A 17,539-nucleotide genomic window follows, 5' to 3' on the forward strand; every position below is an offset into this window, starting at 1 on the left:
AGGCTGCGCCCGCAGAGGATTACAAGTCCGCCAGCAGAATCTTCGAGCGGCGCTGGTAGTTGTACAGCGCCTGTTTTTGCATCGGCAGCACGTCTACTTCCGCCGGAGTGAAACCGCGCTCCTGGAACCAGTGGATGCTACGTGTGGTCAGCACGAAAAGTTTTTGCAAACCCATCTGGCGCGCCTGGCTTTCCACCCGTTGCAATAGCATTTCACCGCGTGACGAGCTGCGGTAGTCCGGGTGTACCGCCACGCAGGCCATCTCGCCGATTTTCTCTTCCGGGAATGGATACAGCGCCGCACAGGCAATGGTCAGGTTATCGCGCTCGATAATAGTGAATTTGTCGATCTCCATCTCCAGCTGTTCACGGGAGCGGCGCACCAGAATACCCTGTTGTTCCAGTGGGCGGATCAGTTCCAGAATGCCGCCGATATCGTTAATGGTCGCCCGGCGCACCTGTTCGGCGCTCTCCATGACGATCTGGGTGCCGATACCGTCGCGCGAGAACAACTCTTGCACCAGCGCTCCGTCTTCCTGATAGCTGATCAGGTGGCTGCGGCGTACGCCGCTGCGGCAGGCTTTCACCGCACCGCGCAGGAAACGTACGGTGCCTGAATGGTAATCGCCGCTGGCTTCGCGCTCTTCGATACGTTTCTGCGCGTCATTGGGGAACAGCTCGGAAATGATATTGCCTTCCTGATCGGTGACGCCCTGCGATGAGCAGAATCCGATCATTTTTTCCGCCTTCAGCTTGATGGCCAATTGGGTCGCCACTTCTTCTGACGTCAGGTTAAAGCTTTCGCCGGTAACGGAAACGGCGACCGGGCCGATCAGCACGATGGCGTTACTGTCGAGTTGACGGTGGATCGCTTCTTCATCGATACGGCGAATACGGCCGCTGTGGCAGTAATCCACGCCGTCATCAATCCCTAACGGCTGGGCAATGATAAAGTTGCCGCTGACCACGTTGATGTGCGCACCCTGCAGCGGCGTATTGTTGAGGCTCATCGACAGCCGTGCGGTGATGTCCAGTTGCAGCAGGCCCGCCGCTTGCTTAACCAGCTCAAGCGTGTGGGCGTCGGTAACCCGGGTATGCTTGTGATAAATAGGTTCGTAGTTATGCTGCGCCAGATTGCTGTCGATCTGCGGCCGTGCGCCATAGACCACCACCAAACGAATCCCCAGGCTATGCAGCAGCCCGATATCGTTGACGATGTTGGAAAAATTCTCATGCTCTATGGCTTCTCCCCCAAGCATGACGACAAACGTCTTGCCGCGGTGGGCGTTGATATAGGGAACTGAGTGACGGAATCCTTGAACAAGCTCGGTACTACGTTCCTTCACGGCAAAACCTCTTTTGCATATTTATACGATATTTTTGTATTTTTATTCTTTTCTTGCTCCAATGGCAAGCGGGAAATTGTCTGTATTTATTTGCGGAAGGGGCTAACTGGTTAATAAATTGAAAAACCTTGGAAAGATTTTCTGATGACAGCGCCGGGAGGATTCGTTAAAGTTTTCGCCATTCCCGTTTTATCGGCGTTTTTTTCATCTGTTTTAACCTGTTATCACTGCCGGAGTCGCATGCCAAACTCAAATCACAATCTGGGCCGCCGTCGTATATTGCAAGGGGTTGCCGCAAGTTGGTTGCTGAGTGTGAGTCGCATAGGCTTCGCCGCATCATCGCACGTGATTGCCGTGCGTGTCTGGCCTTCTTCTACTTATACCCGCGTGACGCTCGAATCAAACACCGAACTGAAATATAAACAGTTTGCGCTGACCAATCCCGATCGCGTGGTGGTGGATATCGAAGGGGTGCATCTCAATAGCGTATTGAAGGGCATTGTCGGCCAGGTTCGCGCTGACGATCCCTATTTGAAACAGGCGCGCGTCGGTCAGTTTGATCAAAACACCGTTCGGTTGGTGCTGGAACTTAAGCAGAGCGTCAGCCCTCATATGTTTACTCTGCCGCCGGTGCCGGAGTATCGCAACCGTCTGGTGATGGATTTGTATCCCAGCAAGGGCGGCACTGGCGAAGACTATGATCCGCTATTGGCATTGCTGGAAGATTACAACAAGGGCGATCTCGAGCGCACTTTGCCGGCCGAGGCGCCGCAGGCCGGCAAGGCGGGGCGCGATCGTCCGATTGTCATCATGCTGGATCCCGGCCACGGCGGCGAGGATCCGGGGGCGATTGGCAAATTCAAAACGCGCGAGAAGGATATCGTGTTGCAGATCGCCCGCAAACTGAGCGCGTTGATCAAGCGTGAGCCGAATATGAAAGTGTTTATGACGCGCAATGAAGATGTGTTCATTCCGCTGAAGGTGAGGGTGGCGAAGGCGCGCAAGCAGCGTGCCGATCTGTTCGTTTCCATCCATGCCGATGCCTTTACCAGCCAGGCCGCACGCGGATCTTCGGTATTTGCGCTGTCGACCAAGGGCGCCACCAGTTCGGCGGCGAAATTCCTGGCGCAAACTCAGAATGAATCGGACCAAATCGGCGGCGTGAGCAAAAGCGGCGATCGCTATCTGGATCACACCATGTTTGATCTGATCCAAACCGCAACCATCAACGATAGCCTGAAATTCGGCAAGGAAGTGTTGAACCGGATGGGCAAAATTAACCGTTTGCACAAGAATCGCGTCGATCAGGCCGGTTTTGCAGTGTTAAAAGCGCCGGACATTCCTTCTATCCTGGTTGAGACGGCGTTTATCAGCAATATCGAAGAAGAGCGTAAGTTGCGGACCAGCCATTTCCAGCAGCAGGTGGCGGAATCCATTCTGGCGGGTATCAAGGCGTATTTCGCCAACGGCGGCGCGGCGGCGCGCGGATAAGGTGTAAACTGATGCGGCTGGGTGGGTGCCCGGCCGGGTTTTGGCAGATTTCAGATACAAAAAAACACCCGTTAAGGTGCTTATCTGTAGTCATCAAGATTGGTTGCGGAGGCCGGATTTGAACCGACGACCTTCGGGTTATGAGCCCGACGAGCTACCAGGCTGCTCCACCCCGCGTCCGTCTTGATGCTTGTATTATCGAAACCCAACATTCATGTGATACCGCTGGTACAGTATCGGTTGGTTGCGGGGGCCGGATTTGAACCGACGACCTTCGGGTTATGAGCCCGACGAGCTACCAGGCTGCTCCACCCCGCGTCCGTATAATACTTTTTTCATCGAATCCCAACCTTTACGTGATACCGCTGATGCAGTATCGGTTGGTTGCGGAGGCCGGATTTGAACCGACGACCTTCGGGTTATGAGCCCGACGAGCTACCAGGCTGCTCCACCCCGCGTCCGATGGAAGCGCACTATACTCTCCGTGCATTTTGTTGCAACCCTTTTTGCAATTAATTGAGTTAAAGCCATCTTTATGCTGAATTAGTCCGCAATTTGCGTTCTTTTTCATCACTATCCGCCGTGCGGGTTTTTTTATTTGCGGCGATTCCCTTATCTATGGGTGTTTGTTATCGTTCGCCGGTAGATCATATCTGTTTGAGAGTGTGCGATGAAAGGACGTTGGGGCAAATACCTGCTGGGCGGGTTGATGGTAGCGGTACTGGCTGGCTGTTCGTCAAAGCCGACCGACCGGGGACAGCAGTATAAGGATGGCCATCTGGATCAGTCGCTGGAGTTGGTGAATCAACCCAACGCCAAAGGCGTGCCGGTTAACGCCAGGGATTACTCGAATCAGCTGATGGAGATTAAAAACGCTTCTCCTGCGCTGTTTAATCGCAACAACAGCACCTTTCAGGCAGTGCAAAGCTGGATGGCCGCCGGTGCCGATACCCGTCAACTGAACCAATACGGCCTCAGCGCCTATCAGATGGAAGGCGTGGACAACTACGGTAACGTGCAGTTCACCGGCTACTATACGCCGGTCGTGCAGGCGCGCTATACCCAGCAGGGCGAGTTCCGCTACCCGCTGTACCGCATGCCGCCAAAAGGCAAAGGCCGTCTGCCTGATCGCGCGGGCATATACTCGGGCGCGCTGGATGACCGTTATATCGTCGCTTACACCAACTCGCTGATGGACAACTTTATGATGGAAGTCCAGGGCAGCGGCTATGTGGATTACGGCAATGGCCAGCCGCTGGTGTTCTTCGGCTACGGCGGCAAGAACGGCCATGCTTACCGCAGCATAGGTAAAGTGTTGATCGATCGCGGCGAAGTGGCCAAGGCGGATATGTCTATGCAGGCGATCCGCCAGTGGGCCGATACCCACAGCGCTGCGGAAGTGCGTGAGCTGCTGGAGCAGAATCCTTCCTTTGTGTTCTTCCGTCCGGAGGCGTTTGCGCCGGTACGTGGCGCCAGTGCGGTTCCTTTGATTGCCAAAGCCTCGGTAGCTTCCGACCGTTCACTGATCCCGGCAGGCACCACGCTGCTGGCGGAAGTGCCTTTGCTGGACAACAAGGGTAAATTCACGGGAAAATATGAGATGCGCCTGATGGTGGCTCTGGACGTGGGCGGCGCTATCAAAGGCCAGCACTTCGATATGTACCAGGGCATCGGGCCGGACGCCGGCCACTCGGCGGGGTATTACAACCATTATGGCCGAGTCTGGGTGCTCAAAGGCGGTAACACCGGCACGCCACTGTTCACCAGCCAGACCTCTTCCGCTAACGGCGGTTCGTTGTTGGTCACCCGCTGACGACGATAAGTTATGCCCCATGAATTTCAAGCCGGCCGCCTGGCTGTGTCTTGAAAGGCGACGGGTATACTGATATTGACCCGCAAGGGCCGGATTTTCCGGCCCTTATCATTTGCATTGTTAAGGTAAGTAAAGCGTTATGAGCACAGCCTATTCTGAAGCCTATCTGCAGCGTTTTGGCGGCACGGCACGTTTGTACGGCCAGCAGGCGCTGGCGCTGTTTGCCCAGGCGCATGTATGCGTGATTGGCATCGGCGGTGTGGGGTCCTGGGCGGCCGAGGCTCTGGCGCGCACCGGCATCGGCGCCATTACGCTGATTGATATGGACGATGTGTGCGTCACCAATACCAACCGCCAGATCCATGCGCTGCGCCAGAATGTCGGCCAGTCAAAGACAGAAGTGATGGCGGAGCGCATTCTGGCGATCAACCCCGAATGCCGGGTGACCTGCGTCGACGACTTTATTACTGCGGACAATGTGGCTGAGCTGTTGAACCACAATTTCAGCTATGTGATCGACGCGATTGACAGCGTACGGCCGAAGGCCGCGCTGCTGGCTTATTGCCGTCGTTACAAGATCCCGGTGGTCACAACCGGCGGGGCGGGCGGGCAAATAGATCCGACGCAGATCGCGGTGGCCGATTTGGCGAAGACCATTCAGGATCCGCTGGCCGCCAAGCTGCGCGAGCGGTTGAAGAATGATTTCAACGTGGTGAAAAACAGTAAGGGCAAGCTCGGCATTGATTGCGTGTTTTCCAGCGAGCCGCTGGTATACCCGCAGCCGGACGGCACGGTTTGCGCATCGCGCAGCACCGCAGAAGGGCCAAAAAGAATGGACTGCAGCGCGGGATTTGGCGCGGCGACCATGGTTACCGCGACCTTCGGCTTTGTCGCCGTGTCCCACGCCTTGAAGAAAATGGTGGCGAAAGCCGCGCGTCAGGCGTAACGGGCGGCGATCGCTTTCACCCCGACGGCCAGCGCTTCCAGCCCGCTGGCGCGGGTGGCGCTGAGCTGGGTGCGCAGCGCCAGTTGCTCAAACAGCGCCAGCGGATCCATTGCCGCTATTTGCTGCGGCGTTTTACCTTCCACTGCCGTCAGCACTACCGCCAGCAGACCGCGCACGATGCGGCCTTCGCTGTCGCCATAAAAATGCAGCGTGCCGTCAGCCAATAATTGATGCCCCAGCCAGACGCGGTTCTCACAGCCGCTGAGCTCTCTCTCTGCCGTGCGTAGCGGTTCCGGCAGCGGCGGCAGTTGTTTCGCCAGCATAATCAATTGGCGATAGCGATCCTCCCACTGTTTCAGCGCGGTAAATTTTACGATCAGCGCCTCGGCGGTAATTTCGCTGCCAAAGGGATGTGGGGCAAGCATAGCGTCTCCGAAGTTAATTTAGTCGGCCAGCAGATCTATGGCGTTGATCAGTGCGGTCACCAGCGTTTCAACGTCTTCCGTACTGTTGTAAGGCGCGAATGACGCGCGCAGTGTACCGCTGACGCCCAACGCCGCCATCAGCGGCTGGGCACAGTGCTGGCCGGCGCGTAGCGCGATGCCTTGCTCTGCCAATAGAGTGACGATATCACTGTGATGAATGCCGGCGATATCAAACGCCAGCAGGCTGGAACCTGAACAGCGGAAGCTGCGAAAGCCCGGCAACTGCGCCAGCCGGTGCTCGGCCAGATCGGCCAGGCCACGGCTGTAGTGCTCGGCGCCCGCCATATCCTGAGTGCCCAGCCATTCCAGCGCGGCAGCCAGCCCCAGCACGCCGGCGATATTTGGCGTACCGGCCTCAAAGCAGTGCGGCGGTTTTTGCGGCGTAAAGCCCTCGAATGACGCCTGGGTCAGCATTTTGCCGCCGCCTTGCCACGGCGCCATCTGCGCCAATAATTCGCTTTTTCCGTACAGCGCGCCGATGCCGGTCGGGCCATACAGTTTGTGGCCGGAGAAGGCGTAAAAATCAATATCAAGCCGCTGAACGTCGGCCGGACAGTGCACTATGCCCTGCGCTCCGTCGATCATCACGCGCGCGCCGACGCGGTGGGCCAGAGTGACGGCTTGCGCCAGATCCGGGCAACCGCCGGTGACGTTGGACATTTGCCCCAGCGCCAACAGCCGGGTTTTATCGTTGAGCAGCCTGGGGAGCTGCGTCAGGTCCGGCAAGCGATCGGCGCCAAGCGGCAATTTTACCACTCGCGCACCCGTTTGTTCCGCGACCATCAGCCAGGGGATCAGGTTGGCGTGGTGTTCGGCTTCGCTCACCAGGATTTCGTCACCCGGTTGCAGCCGGGGGCGGGCATAGCTTTGCGCCACCAGATTGATTGCTTCGGTGGTGCCGCGTACCCAAATAATGTCATCGGCCGTAGGGGCATTGATCAGCGTAGCGACCTGCCGGCGCGCCTGCTCGAAGCGGGCGGTCAAATCCTGCGCCGCGCGGTGTTGGCTGCGATGCACCGTGGCGGCGTCGTCACGGTAAAACTGTTGCGTTGCCGCGATAACCGCCAGCGGTTTCAACGCGGTGGCGGCGCTGTCGAGATAAATTCCCGCCTGCTGCAGGGCAGGAAACTGATTTCGAAAATCGGTGGGATTAAAAGGTGTCATACCCTGATTGTCACTGGCTTGAGTCAATGGGTGATCCTGTCCTATTTTTTCGTCGGAGACAAGTTCTCCCGTCCATTAGGACTTATCGCCTGGAAATCTCTGATAAGTTTGTTATGCTATTAAGTGCCTATCAGGTAATGGCGTTAAATAACATAAAAGGTTTTTTACAGCATTTTTATCTACAAGGAGTCCACAATGAAGAAAACAGCCGCAGTTATTTCTGCTCTGGTGCTAACGTTTACCCTGGCTGCATGTTCCAGCAATTACGTAATGCATACCAATGATGGACGCACCATTGTCGCTGACGGAAAACCAAAGGTGGATAACGACACAGGCATGATCAGCTATAAAGACGCCAACGGCGTTGAACAGCAGATCAACCGTTCAGACGTGAAAGAGATGGTTGAAAGCAACCAGTAACCTCGTCAAAAAACGGGCAAAAAAAAGCACCGCAAATATTGCGGTGCTGCATAAAATCACTATGGACAGACAGGGTAAATGTACAGGAAGTGAAAAAACAGTAGCTTAGCTACCATGTCTGGATTGCCAGACAATTTGCAAACACAACATCACAACCACAAGCCAAAAGTTCATCGGCGTCCTCGACACCCACTCCCTTTTCGTTCCGGCCCGGGAAGTGCCGCCACTATAGGTATTTGCTGGCGCATGCTCAACGGACAATTTATAATGGCTCGGATTAAAAAAACTAATGATAGCGGTTTGCTGTCGTGGACCTGCAACTTGGTACGCAACGCCGCCTGATTTTTTATGCCGAATCATTCGGAATATTGTTACACAAAAGTAGCTAATAAATGTCTAAACGCTTACCACCTCTCAATGCGCTGCGGGTCTTCGATGCGGCTGCTCGCCACCTGAGTTTCACCAAAGCGGCAGAAGAGTTGTTCGTTACCCAGGCCGCCGTGAGCCATCAGATCAAGTCGCTGGAGGACTTCCTCGGCCTGAAGCTGTTTCGGCGGCGCAATCGTTCGCTGTTGCTGACGGAAGAAGGGCAAAGTTATTACCTGGATATCAAGGAAATCTTCTCCTCGATCACCGAGGCTACCCGCAAGTTACAGGCGCGCAGTGCCAAGGGGGCATTAACCGTCAGTTTGCCCCCCAGTTTCGCCATTCAGTGGTTGGTGCCGCGGCTCTCTGGCTTTAACTCAGCTTATCCGGGGATCGACGTGCGTATCCAGGCGGTGGACCGTGAGGAAGATAAGCTGGCGGATGATGTCGATGTGGCGATTTTCTATGGCCGCGGCAACTGGCCAGGGGTGCGCGCCGAACGTTTATATGCGGAATATCTGTTGCCGGTGTGTTCACCCAGCCTGCTGACCGGGGAACATGCGCTAAAAGTGACGGACGATCTGGCTTATCACACGCTACTGCATGATACTTCACGCCGCGATTGGCTGGCCTATACGCGTCAGTTGGGGTTGCAGCACATTAATGTGCAGCAGGGGCCGATTTTCAGCCACAGTGCAATGGTGGTTCAGGCTGCGGTTCATGGCCAGGGTGTCGCACTGGTGAACAATGTGATGGCGCAGACCGAAATCGAAGCCGGGCGGCTGGTTTGCCCGTTTAACGATGTGCTGGTCAGTAAAAACGCTTTTTATCTGGTATGCCATGACAGCCAGGCAGAACTGGGTAAAATAGCCGCCTTTCGTCAGTGGATCCTGGCTCGGGCAGCCAGCGAGCAGGAGAAATTCCGCTTTCGCTATGAACAATAAGGCTGGCCGCCGCTCTGCCGCCGCCGGTTTTCTTCAATAAGGTAAATAACGATGAGCAGTCGCTCAATGCTGATTTTTGCTGCTATCAGCGGCTTTGTATTTGTTGCCCTGGGCGCGTTTGGCGCGCATGTATTAAGCGGCACGTTGGGCGCTAACGAGATGGCCTGGATCCGCACCGGGCTGGATTATCAAGGGTTCCATACCCTGGCGATCCTGGTGCTGGCGGTGGCGATGCAACGTCGCGTCAGCCTGTGGTTTTATTGGAGCGGGGCGCTGTTGGCGCTCGGCACCGTACTGTTCAGCGGCAGTCTGTACTGTCTGGCGCTGTCACACCTGAAGGTCTGGGTCTATATCACGCCGGTTGGCGGCGTGTGTTTCCTGATCGGTTGGGCATTGATGTTGATTGGCGCTTTGCGTCTGAGGAAAAAGGCCGAGCGCCATGAATAAGCTTGCGTTGTATTGCCGTCCTGGTTTTGAAAAAGAGTGTGCGGCGGAAATTACCGCCAAGGCTGCCGAGCTGGAAGTCTTTGGTTTTGCCCGGGTAAAAGATAACAGCGGTTACGTATTGTTCGAGTGCTATCAGCCGGATGACGCCGACCGCCTGGCGCGGGAAATCCCGTTCCGTGAACTGATTTTTGCCCGTCAGATGCTGGTGGTTGGCGAGCTGCTGCGCGACCTTCCGCCGGAAGATCGCGTGTCGCCGATTGTTGGCATGCTGATTGGCGTGGTCGATCGCGGCGGTGAGCTGCGAGTGGAAGTGCCGGATACCAACGAAAGCAAAGAGCTGATGAAGTTCTGCCGTAAACTGACCGTGCCGCTGCGTGCCGCAATGCGTGAGCAAAAGGTGCTGATGGCGCGCGAGAACGCGACCCGTCCGGTGGTTCACGTGTTCTTTATCGCACCGGGTTGCTGTTATGTCGGCTACTCTTTCAGCAACAACAATTCGCCGTTCTATATGGGGATCCCGCGCCTCAAGTTCCCATCCGACGCGCCGAGCCGTTCTACGCTGAAACTGGAAGAGGCGTTCCACGTGTTCATTCCCGCCGACGAGTGGGACGAACGTTTGAGCAGTGGTATGCATGCGGTCGATCTGGGTGCCTGCCCGGGCGGCTGGACCTATCAACTGGTGCAACGCAGCATGATGGTGCATGCGGTGGATAACGGACTGATGGCGCAGAGCCTGATGGATACCGGGCAGGTTACGCATCACCGCGCCGACGGTTTCAAATACGAACCAAGCAGCAGCAAGATTTACTGGCTGGTGTGCGACATGGTGGAGAAGCCGGCCAAGGTGACCAGCTTGATGATTCAATGGTTGGTCAAAGGTTGGTGCCGCGAAGCGATCTTCAACCTGAAGCTGCCGATGAAAAAACGTTACGAAGAGGTTTCGCAGAATCTGCAGACCATCAAGGAAGCGTTGGACGCGGTTGGCATCAGTTCAGAAATTCATGCCAAACAGCTTTATCACGATCGTGAAGAAGTCACGGTGCATGTGCGCCGTATGTGGTCGGCGGTGCCGGGGCGTCGCGACGAGCGCGAATAGAATAATTGACCGGGCGCGGCTTGCGGCGCCTTTAGCTAACCGGTAACCGCAACTGCTGCAGGTTGCCGGTTAACGTCAAATCGGTGCGCAGCGTGGCGACCTTTTTACTGACGTAAGCCATGTCGCGGTGTTGTTGCAACTTGCCGCGCCATTTTTCCGCCACCTGTTCCAGATCCTGATACAACCCATCCAACGTACCCGCCTGTTGTAATAACAATACCGCCGTTTTCGGCCCGATGCCGGCCACGCCAGGAATTTTGCTGCTGCTTATTCCCGCCAGCCCCCAGTAATCCGCCAATTGCTGCGGCGCTACCCCGAACTCCTGTTGCACAAAGGGCATGTCCAGCCAGCGTTTCTGGAAGTAATCGCGGATCTGCACGTTGGGCGCCAACAGTTGGCAATAACCTTTGTCGGTGGACACTATCGTCACCTGATGGCCGCCGCCGGCGACCTTGGCCGTCAGCGTTGCCGCCAGATCGTCCGCCTCATTGCCCGGCGAATGCCAACAGGCGACGCCGAGCGCTTCAAATGCCTGACGCAGCTGCGGCATTTCCTGCTGTAAATTTTCCGGCATCGGCGATCGGCCGGCCTTGTAGTCGGGCAGAATTTGGTGACGCCAGCTTTCACTGCGGTCGTCTTCGTCGAATACCGCCACCGCGTGCGTTGGCCGGCTATGCTGGATCAACTGTTGCAGCGCATGCTGGCAGGCATTCACGCAGGGAGACCCCTGCACGGCATGGATGCGGCGGATAAGGTTCAGGGCGTCGACAATCAGTAGGTGTATCATCATGGGCTGCAAGGTCAGAAAAAAGAAGGGCGGCTGTTGCGCCGCCCGGAGTTGGGGTCAGGCGACTATCTCATAGCAGGGCACGTAGGCGCTGCCCGGTAGCTTCATGCGGTGCTGGGCGACAAAGCCCTGCAACAGGCTGTCCATTTGCTTCATCATCTGCGGTTCGCCGTGCAGCTTGTAAGGGCCGAACTGTTCGATGGCGTGAATGCCGTTTTCCTTCACGTTGCCGGCAACGATGCCGGAGAACGCGCGGCGCAGTGCAGCGGCCAGTTGTTCCGCCGGCTGGTCCGGATACAGATTGAGGTTCGCCATGTTCTCGTGGGTCGGTTCGAACGGCAGTTGCAGGTCCGGCGCGATGCGGATCGACCAGTTAAAACTGTAGGCATCACCGGTGTTGCGACGGTTCTCTTTCACCAGCGGCATGGCTTTTTTCATCTGCCGCGCCACTTCGGCCGGATCGTCGATGATGATGGTGTAATGACGGCGCGCTTCGTCACCCAGGGTGTTCATGATGAACTCGTCCAGAACGCGGAAATAATCTGCGCTCTCTTTCGGCCCGGTGAGGATCAGTGGCAATACCTGTTCGCTGTTTTCCGGATTCATCAAAATACCCAGCAGATACAGCAGCTCTTCCGCCGTGCCGACGCCACCCGGGAAGATGATGATGCCGTGGGCGATACGCACAAAGGCTTCCAGACGTTTTTCGATGTCCGGCATGATCACCAGCTCATTGACCAGCGGGTTAGGCGGCTCGGCGGCGATGATCGAAGGTTCGGTCATGCCGATAAAACGGCTGTTGCGGTAGCGCTGTTGCGCATGGCCCACAGCGGCGCCTTTCATCGGCGCTTCCATCGCTCCCGGCCCACAGCCGGTGCAGATATTCAGCTCGCGCAGGCCAAGCTGGCTGCCGACCTTACGGGCGTACAGGTATTCATTTTCATTGATGGAGTGGCCGCCCCAGCACACCACCAAATTCGGATCTTCATCGAGGTGCAGCGCCCGGGCGTTGCGCAGGATGGAGAACACCAGGTTGGTGATGTGGGCCGAGTTTTCCAGGTTCAGATGCTGGAAACGGCCGGCGCTGTCGATCTGGCCGTGAACGAACAGGATATCGCGCAGCACGGCGAACAGGTTGGCCTGCAAAGAACGGATAATTCTGCCGTCGACAAAGGCGTCTTCCGGTGGGTTCACCAGTTCGAGTTTGACCCCGCGCTCACGGCGCAGGACATTGATATCAAAGGTTTCATAGCGTGAAAGCAGCTGTTTGCTGTTGTCGGTTTGGCTGCCGGAGTTCAACACGGCCAGCGAACAGTTGCGGAACAAACGGTACAGATCGCTGCTGGCGGTGCGCTTCAGCATGTCTACTTCCAGCTGCGACAGCAAATCCATAGAGCCAAGCGGGCTGATGTGTGTAATCAAGGTAACTCCTTTGCACCCGAAACGGGGCAGTAGTAATCCATACGCAGCAGAACAGCATCTCGTTATTGTTGGCGCACTGCGGTCAATGACTGGCCGCAGCCTTTCTTAACCTTACCGCCGTCCCCTGATTTTTACCAATACAAACCGTTCGTTAGCTTAGTTGTTGAGCAATGCTTCGCACTATTGGCGCGCCAGACGGCCATGCGACGGAACAAAGTCAAGGTTACTGCGCCAGGGATTGATGTCCAGCCCGCCGCGACGGGTGTAGCGGGCATACACCGACAGGCTCTCTGGCCGGCAATAGCGCATCAGATCGTTGAAGATGCGCTCAACGCATTGTTCATGGAATTCATTGTGGTGACGGAAGGACACCAGATAGCGCAGTAGCGCTTCACGATCGATTTGCGCGCCACGATACTGGATTTGCACCGACCCCCAGTCGGGTTGGTTGGTGATCAGGCAGTTTGACTTCAGCAGGTGGCTGACCAATTGCTCTTCAACCTGACGGGTACCGGTAGCGTTCAGCAGGTAATCGGCGTTGAACTCGTAGTTATCAATACGGATGTCTTGATGATCGATGCATTCTCCCTCCAACCGGGCGATCGGGCTGCCTTCCACCTGATCGAGGCTGAACAGGGCGACGCTGACTTCGCCCTGCGCGCAGGCGGACAGATCGCGTTGCAGCGTGCTGCGCACCGTCTCCCAGTCGGTAAATTGGGTCTGGTTAAAGCTGTTAAGATAAAGCTTGAAGCTTTTGGATTCGATCAGGTTGACGCTGTTGGCGTTGAGGCTAATCTCGCCCACCGCGACCTGCGGCAAGCCGTTGTCGTTCAGCCAGGAGAGCTCATACAGCGTCCAGATATCGGCACCGTGGAACGGCAGGCTGTCCGGATACAAACCCAGCGGTTCGCGGTTCATGCTGCGCGGCACCGCCTGCAGCAGCTGAACGTCGTAGCGATCGCGGTACGCGGTAGGTTTGCCCAGAGTCAGTTCCGACAGGGCGTGATGGTCTTGATAGGAGGACATCTGCTGTCACCTCGGTAATAGATAGGTACAATAGCCTTCAGTTTACCGTATGCGAGAAGAAATATGGACCATGATGTACCGCACGCTCTGCGTGATTTCACTCAGCGCTATGTCGATCTTTGGCAGCAGGAGCGCGGTCATGCGCCGGCAAGCCTGGACTTGTACGGCGTACCCTCACCTTGCATTGTAGAAAACCGTGAGGATGAAGTGCTGTGGTTGCCGCAACCGTTCGCCCCTGCGGCGACGCTGGAAAAGGTGGAAGCCGCGCTCGAGTTGCGGTTGCAGCCAGACATTGGCCTGTTTTATACCCAGCAGTATGCGGGTGATATGAGAGCGCAGTTTGGTGAGCATTATATCACCCTGCTGCAGGTGTGGAGCGAAGACGATTTTATTCGCTTACAGGAGAATTTGATCGGCCATCTGGTGACGCAAAAACGCCTGAAGTTGTCGCCGACGCTATTCCTGGCAACCACTGAATCAGAGATGACTCTGGTCTCGCTGTGCAACGTCAGCGGCAATGTCGTACTGGAACAATTCGGCAGCGATAAACGCACCTTGCTGGCGGCCTCGCTGGGGAATTTCCTCGATGCATTGCGCCCACTGCTGAGTGTTTGACGGTTGTAGAGCATTGTCCGTGTGCGAGATCTCTCACACGGGCTGTGAGAGATCGCTTTTAATTTTTTCCGGCCGAAAGCCTGAGTTGGTTTTATTGTTATCCAGATCAATTGGTTAGATTTGCTTTAGGATAACTCTTAGCGTTAATTTCCCGTCATCCTTTCTCCAATCCCTTGTGAAGCCGGGATAATTAAGCGATCTTATGGTTACCGGCACGGATACGGTGGAGCAGGAAAGCGTCAGGATGATGCGGCTTCAGGAAGAAGAAATGGACGCGCTCAGTGAAGAGCGAAGGACGGCGTCAGGAGATGCCCAGGATGTTTCAGGATTGAAACCAGGGACACCTCCAGGATGGAGATAGAGAGCCGGCACAGGATGGTTGGCGGGTCATGAAGACTAAGGAACCGCGTCAGGATGATGCTGCAGGACAGAGCAAGGATGGTTGGGTCAGGATGGCCGCAGGAAAAGTTTTCAAGGATTGAGCAGGGAGCACACTGTGTAGCGGGACTGCTATAAAACGAACCGGGGGCACTGTTAATACAGTGCCCCCAACTTTTTATGGCAGTTTGTACCTTAAGTATCGAAGATACTTAACCTGTCTCGAACTCTTCGGCAGTGTTAACCAATAGCTCCCAGCGTATCGCCATTGCCCTGCTTTTTCGGCAGCAGGAACAGCGTGGCATAAATATCCAACAGATATATCGCCGCCAACAGGCTGATTGCCGCAGTGAAGGAAACCTGCGTAACCAATGCCCCAATCACCAACGGCCCCAGGCCGCCTACGCCGCGCCCGAGATTAAACAGAATATTTTGTGCGGTAGCGCGCGCCTGGACCGGGTAGGTATCGGAGATCAACGCGCCGTAGCCGCCAATCATGCCATTGACGAATAACCCCATTAGCGCGCCGGCGAACAGCATCCACATAGGGTCGCTAAGTTGCGCATAGACCACGACCATTACCACTGCGCCAATCTGATAGACAATAAATATCTTCCAGCGGGCGAAGCGATCCGCCAATACGCCAAACAGCCAGATACCCAGCGTCATGCCGAGCACCGTTACCGCGGTCCACAGGCCAGACTTGGTCAGCGAAAAACCGAAATTTTTTGCCAGATAGGTCGGCATCCAAATCATCAGCCCGTAATACCCGAAGTTCTGCACTGAGCACAGAATGAAAATGCCGATGCTGGCTTTGCCGGTGGCCCGGTCTTTAAACAGCAGTTTTACGCGCTGGGTGAAGGAGAGTTGCTGGCCACTCTTTTGCTGGCGCACGAACTCTTCCGGCTCGCCCAGCGTGCGGCGGATCAGGAATGACACCATTGCCGGCAGCAACCCGACCAGAAACATGCCGCGCCAGCCGATATGCGTCAACAACAGCGGAGTGAGGAAAGCCGCCGCCAGTACGCCAAGCTGCCAGCCCATGCCAACATAGGCAGAGGCGCGGTTGCGCTTTTCCGCCGGCCAGGCTTCGGCTATCAGCGCCATGCCGATACCGAACTCGCCCCCCAGTCCGATCCCCGCCAGCGTGCGATAGGCAAGCAAATCCCAGTAGCCCTGCGCCAGAGCGCACAGGCCGGTAAACAGGGAGAACATCAGTATGGTGATGGTCAGTACCCGGATGCGGCCAAAGCGATCGCTGAGGTGGCCGAAAATCACGCCGCCCAATACGGCGCCGATCAGCGTCCAGGTAACCAGCGAACCGGCTGCGGAAGAGCTCAGCCCCAGTTCGATGCTGATGGCCGGCAGCATAAAGCCGAGGATCAGCAGATCAAAGCCGTCCATCGCGTAGCCGGTGACTGAAGCCAGCATGGCTTTGCCGGGCGTAGCATGATTTTTTATTGGTGTGATTGCAGGCATGTGTCTAATCTTTGAGGTTTATTCGGTGAGCTCATTGTGCCGTGTGGCGGCGGGCGCCACCAGATCAAATCGGTCGATATCATCAACTCAGCCGAATTTGGGCTATAAAGGGTAAAATGCTATGCTTTGCCGCCTTTCAGCCACGCCGCTGAATATCATGGTTTAAACGGATCGGGAATGCAGATGAGTATACAAAATCAGGTTCGCCTTAGTTTGCAGGCGATTGAACAGTCAATGCGAGAGCTGGCGCTGTGGCAAGCCACGCCGCCCGAGCCTGAAGCCTTCGCCAGCACCGAACCCTTCTGCGTAGACAGCATGCTGGCCGAAGAGTGGCTGCAATGGGTATTTCTGCCGCGGATGTACGCGCTACTGGATGCGCATGCGCCACTGCCGACGCGTTTCGCCATTACGCCTTATTTTGAAGAGGCGCTGAAAGATAAGGATCCGAACTGCATGCCGCTGCTGGTGCTGCTGGAACGTTTGGATCTTATGTTGAATAAAGAACCGCAATAATGATTGAGATCCTTTACCAGGATGAGCACTTGGTGGCGGTGAACAAGCCATCGGGCTGGCTGGTGCATCGCAGTTGGCTGGATCGTCATGAAACCCGGTTTATGATGCAGACGGTGCGTGACCAGATCGGTCAGCACGTGTTTACCGTGCATCGGCTCGACCGCCCGACCTCCGGCGTGCTGCTGATGGCGTTGTCCAGCGAGGTCGCGCGCCTGCTGTCGCAGCAGTTCGAGCAACACCAGGTGCAGAAAACCTATCATGCGGTGGTACGCGGCTACGTGCAGGAAGGGGCGACCCTCGATTACCCGTTAACGGAAGAACTGGACAAAATCGCCGACAAGCATGCCGCGGCCGATAAAGGCCCGCAGCCGGCGGTCACCCACTACCGGCCGCTGGCGCAGGTGGAGATGCCGGTCGCCATTGGCCGTTATGACAGTGCGCGCTACAGCCTGCTGGAGCTGAAGCCGGAAAACGGCCGCAAGCATCAGTTGCGTCGCCATATGGTGCATCTTCGTCATCCGATCATTGGTGACAGCAAGCACGGCGACCTGCGTCAGAACCGCGGCATGGCCCAGCACTTCGGCTGCCCGCGCTTGATGTTGCACGCCAGCCACCTGCAGTTGAACCATCCTGTGACCTGTGAGCCATTGTCTCTTTCCGCACGCTGGGACGAACCCTGGCAGGGAGTCATGTCGCAGTTTGGTTGGGCAGGGTTTTTCCCTGAGCTCGCCGGGGTTGAGTTTAGTGCGGCTAACGGTCAGGATAACGGGTAATTTTTAAAGGTAATTGAGGGAGTAGGAGC

Annotated in this window: 17 protein-coding genes and 3 tRNA genes; 10 read left to right on the forward strand and 10 right to left on the reverse strand. The window is 56.3% G+C overall.

The genetic code is table 11. The features are described from left to right. Window positions 1-19: 19 nt before the first annotated feature. Entirely contained in the window at window positions 20-1,345 is a 1,326-nt protein-coding gene (argA, locus tag JK621_RS21155) for an amino-acid N-acetyltransferase (RefSeq protein ID WP_212557523.1), read from the reverse strand. Window positions 1,346-1,585: 240 nt separating this feature from the next. Between argA and amiC the strand changes: the two genes are divergently transcribed. Beyond that, the gene (gene amiC, locus JK621_RS21160; RefSeq protein ID WP_013814285.1) at window positions 1,586-2,836 is read left to right on the forward strand and encodes an N-acetylmuramoyl-L-alanine amidase AmiC; all 1,251 of its coding nucleotides are present in this window, start codon (window positions 1,586-1,588) and stop codon (window positions 2,834-2,836) included. Between the two features lie 100 nt (window positions 2,837-2,936). Here amiC and JK621_RS21165 read toward each other — a convergent pair. From JK621_RS21165 to JK621_RS21175, 3 genes are all read right to left on the reverse strand, one after another. Beyond that, window positions 2,937-3,013: transfer RNA gene (locus JK621_RS21165), tRNA-Met, on the reverse strand. 64 nt (window positions 3,014-3,077) lie between these two features. After that, window positions 3,078-3,154, reverse strand: a tRNA-Met gene (locus JK621_RS21170). Window positions 3,155-3,217: 63 nt separating this feature from the next. Then, window positions 3,218-3,294: transfer RNA gene (locus JK621_RS21175), tRNA-Met, on the reverse strand. 212 nt (window positions 3,295-3,506) lie between these two features. On the opposite strand from JK621_RS21175, the gene mltA reads away from it, so the two are divergent. Together mltA and tcdA are read left to right on the forward strand one after the other, a co-directional pair. Further along, entirely contained in the window at window positions 3,507-4,649 is a 1,143-nt protein-coding gene (gene mltA, locus JK621_RS21180; protein ID WP_212557524.1) for a murein transglycosylase A, read from the forward strand. A 139-nt stretch (window positions 4,650-4,788) separates the two neighbouring features. Beyond that, a complete protein-coding gene (gene tcdA, locus JK621_RS21185) occupies window positions 4,789-5,595 on the forward strand; it encodes a tRNA cyclic N6-threonylcarbamoyladenosine(37) synthase TcdA (protein ID WP_212557525.1) in 807 nt (268 codons plus the stop codon). Here the strand turns inward: tcdA and csdE are convergent. After that, window positions 5,586-6,020, reverse strand: coding sequence for a cysteine desulfurase sulfur acceptor subunit CsdE (gene csdE, locus JK621_RS21190; RefSeq protein ID WP_212557526.1), 435 nt, complete (start codon window positions 6,018-6,020; stop codon window positions 5,586-5,588). The two genes, tcdA and csdE, sit on opposite strands and share 10 nt — an antisense overlap. A gap of 18 nt (window positions 6,021-6,038) precedes the next feature. Then, the gene (csdA, locus tag JK621_RS21195; protein WP_212560263.1) at window positions 6,039-7,244 is read right to left on the reverse strand and encodes a cysteine desulfurase CsdA; all 1,206 of its coding nucleotides are present in this window, start codon (window positions 7,242-7,244) and stop codon (window positions 6,039-6,041) included. A gap of 195 nt (window positions 7,245-7,439) precedes the next feature. Here csdA and JK621_RS21200 point away from each other — a divergent pair, with 195 nt between their 5' ends. From JK621_RS21200 to rlmM, 4 genes are all read left to right on the forward strand, one after another. After that, window positions 7,440-7,664, forward strand: a complete 225-nt coding sequence (locus JK621_RS21200) for a YgdI/YgdR family lipoprotein (protein ID WP_126528657.1) — start codon at window positions 7,440-7,442, stop codon at window positions 7,662-7,664. Window positions 7,665-8,056: 392 nt separating this feature from the next. After that, window positions 8,057-8,974, forward strand: a complete 918-nt coding sequence (locus JK621_RS21205; RefSeq protein WP_212557527.1) for a transcriptional regulator GcvA — start codon at window positions 8,057-8,059, stop codon at window positions 8,972-8,974. Between the two features lie 51 nt (window positions 8,975-9,025). Continuing rightward, window positions 9,026-9,421 (forward strand): DUF423 domain-containing protein, encoded by a 396-nt coding sequence (locus tag JK621_RS21210; protein ID WP_212557528.1) that lies wholly within the window; start codon window positions 9,026-9,028, stop codon window positions 9,419-9,421. After that, window positions 9,414-10,517: a 23S rRNA (cytidine(2498)-2'-O)-methyltransferase RlmM gene (rlmM, locus tag JK621_RS21215; protein WP_013814279.1), complete on the forward strand. Its 1,104-nt coding sequence runs from the start codon at window positions 9,414-9,416 to the stop codon at window positions 10,515-10,517. The genes JK621_RS21210 and rlmM overlap by 8 nt, the downstream gene beginning before the upstream one ends. Before the next feature lie 31 nt (window positions 10,518-10,548). Here the strand turns inward: rlmM and xni are convergent, their stop codons facing one another. From xni to queF, 3 genes are all read right to left on the reverse strand, one after another. Then, window positions 10,549-11,307, reverse strand: a complete 759-nt coding sequence (gene xni, locus JK621_RS21220) for a flap endonuclease Xni (RefSeq protein WP_212557529.1) — start codon at window positions 11,305-11,307, stop codon at window positions 10,549-10,551. A 54-nt stretch (window positions 11,308-11,361) separates the two neighbouring features. Then, window positions 11,362-12,726 carry a nucleotide 5'-monophosphate nucleosidase PpnN gene (gene ppnN / locus JK621_RS21225; protein WP_212557530.1) on the reverse strand — a complete coding sequence of 455 codons (1,365 nt, stop codon included), beginning with the start codon at window positions 12,724-12,726 and terminating at the stop codon, window positions 11,362-11,364. A 180-nt stretch (window positions 12,727-12,906) separates the two neighbouring features. Next, a complete protein-coding gene (queF, locus tag JK621_RS21230; protein ID WP_212557531.1) occupies window positions 12,907-13,752 on the reverse strand; it encodes an NADPH-dependent 7-cyano-7-deazaguanine reductase QueF in 846 nt (281 codons plus the stop codon). A 63-nt stretch (window positions 13,753-13,815) separates the two neighbouring features. Here queF and syd point away from each other — a divergent pair, with 63 nt between their 5' ends. Next, the gene (syd, locus tag JK621_RS21235; protein WP_212557532.1) at window positions 13,816-14,367 is read left to right on the forward strand and encodes a SecY-interacting protein; all 552 of its coding nucleotides are present in this window, start codon (window positions 13,816-13,818) and stop codon (window positions 14,365-14,367) included. 618 nt (window positions 14,368-14,985) lie between these two features. Here syd and JK621_RS21240 read toward each other — a convergent pair. Next, complete coding sequence (locus JK621_RS21240) at window positions 14,986-16,224, reverse strand: MFS transporter (protein ID WP_212557533.1); 1,239 nt, start codon at window positions 16,222-16,224, stop codon at window positions 14,986-14,988. A gap of 183 nt (window positions 16,225-16,407) precedes the next feature. Here JK621_RS21240 and JK621_RS21245 point away from each other — a divergent pair, with 183 nt between their 5' ends. Both JK621_RS21245 and truC read left to right on the forward strand, forming a co-directional pair. Further along, window positions 16,408-16,737, forward strand: a complete 330-nt coding sequence (locus tag JK621_RS21245; RefSeq protein ID WP_164713346.1) for a YqcC family protein — start codon at window positions 16,408-16,410, stop codon at window positions 16,735-16,737. After that, window positions 16,737-17,510 (forward strand): tRNA pseudouridine(65) synthase TruC, encoded by a 774-nt coding sequence (gene truC, locus JK621_RS21250; RefSeq protein ID WP_212557534.1) that lies wholly within the window; start codon window positions 16,737-16,739, stop codon window positions 17,508-17,510. The genes JK621_RS21245 and truC overlap by 1 nt, the downstream gene beginning before the upstream one ends. The last annotated feature ends 29 nt before the right edge of the window (window positions 17,511-17,539 follow it).

Origin of the sequence: Serratia plymuthica, from assembly GCF_018336935.1 — a bacterium.
Classification (GTDB): domain Bacteria; phylum Pseudomonadota; class Gammaproteobacteria; order Enterobacterales; family Enterobacteriaceae; genus Serratia; species Serratia plymuthica_B.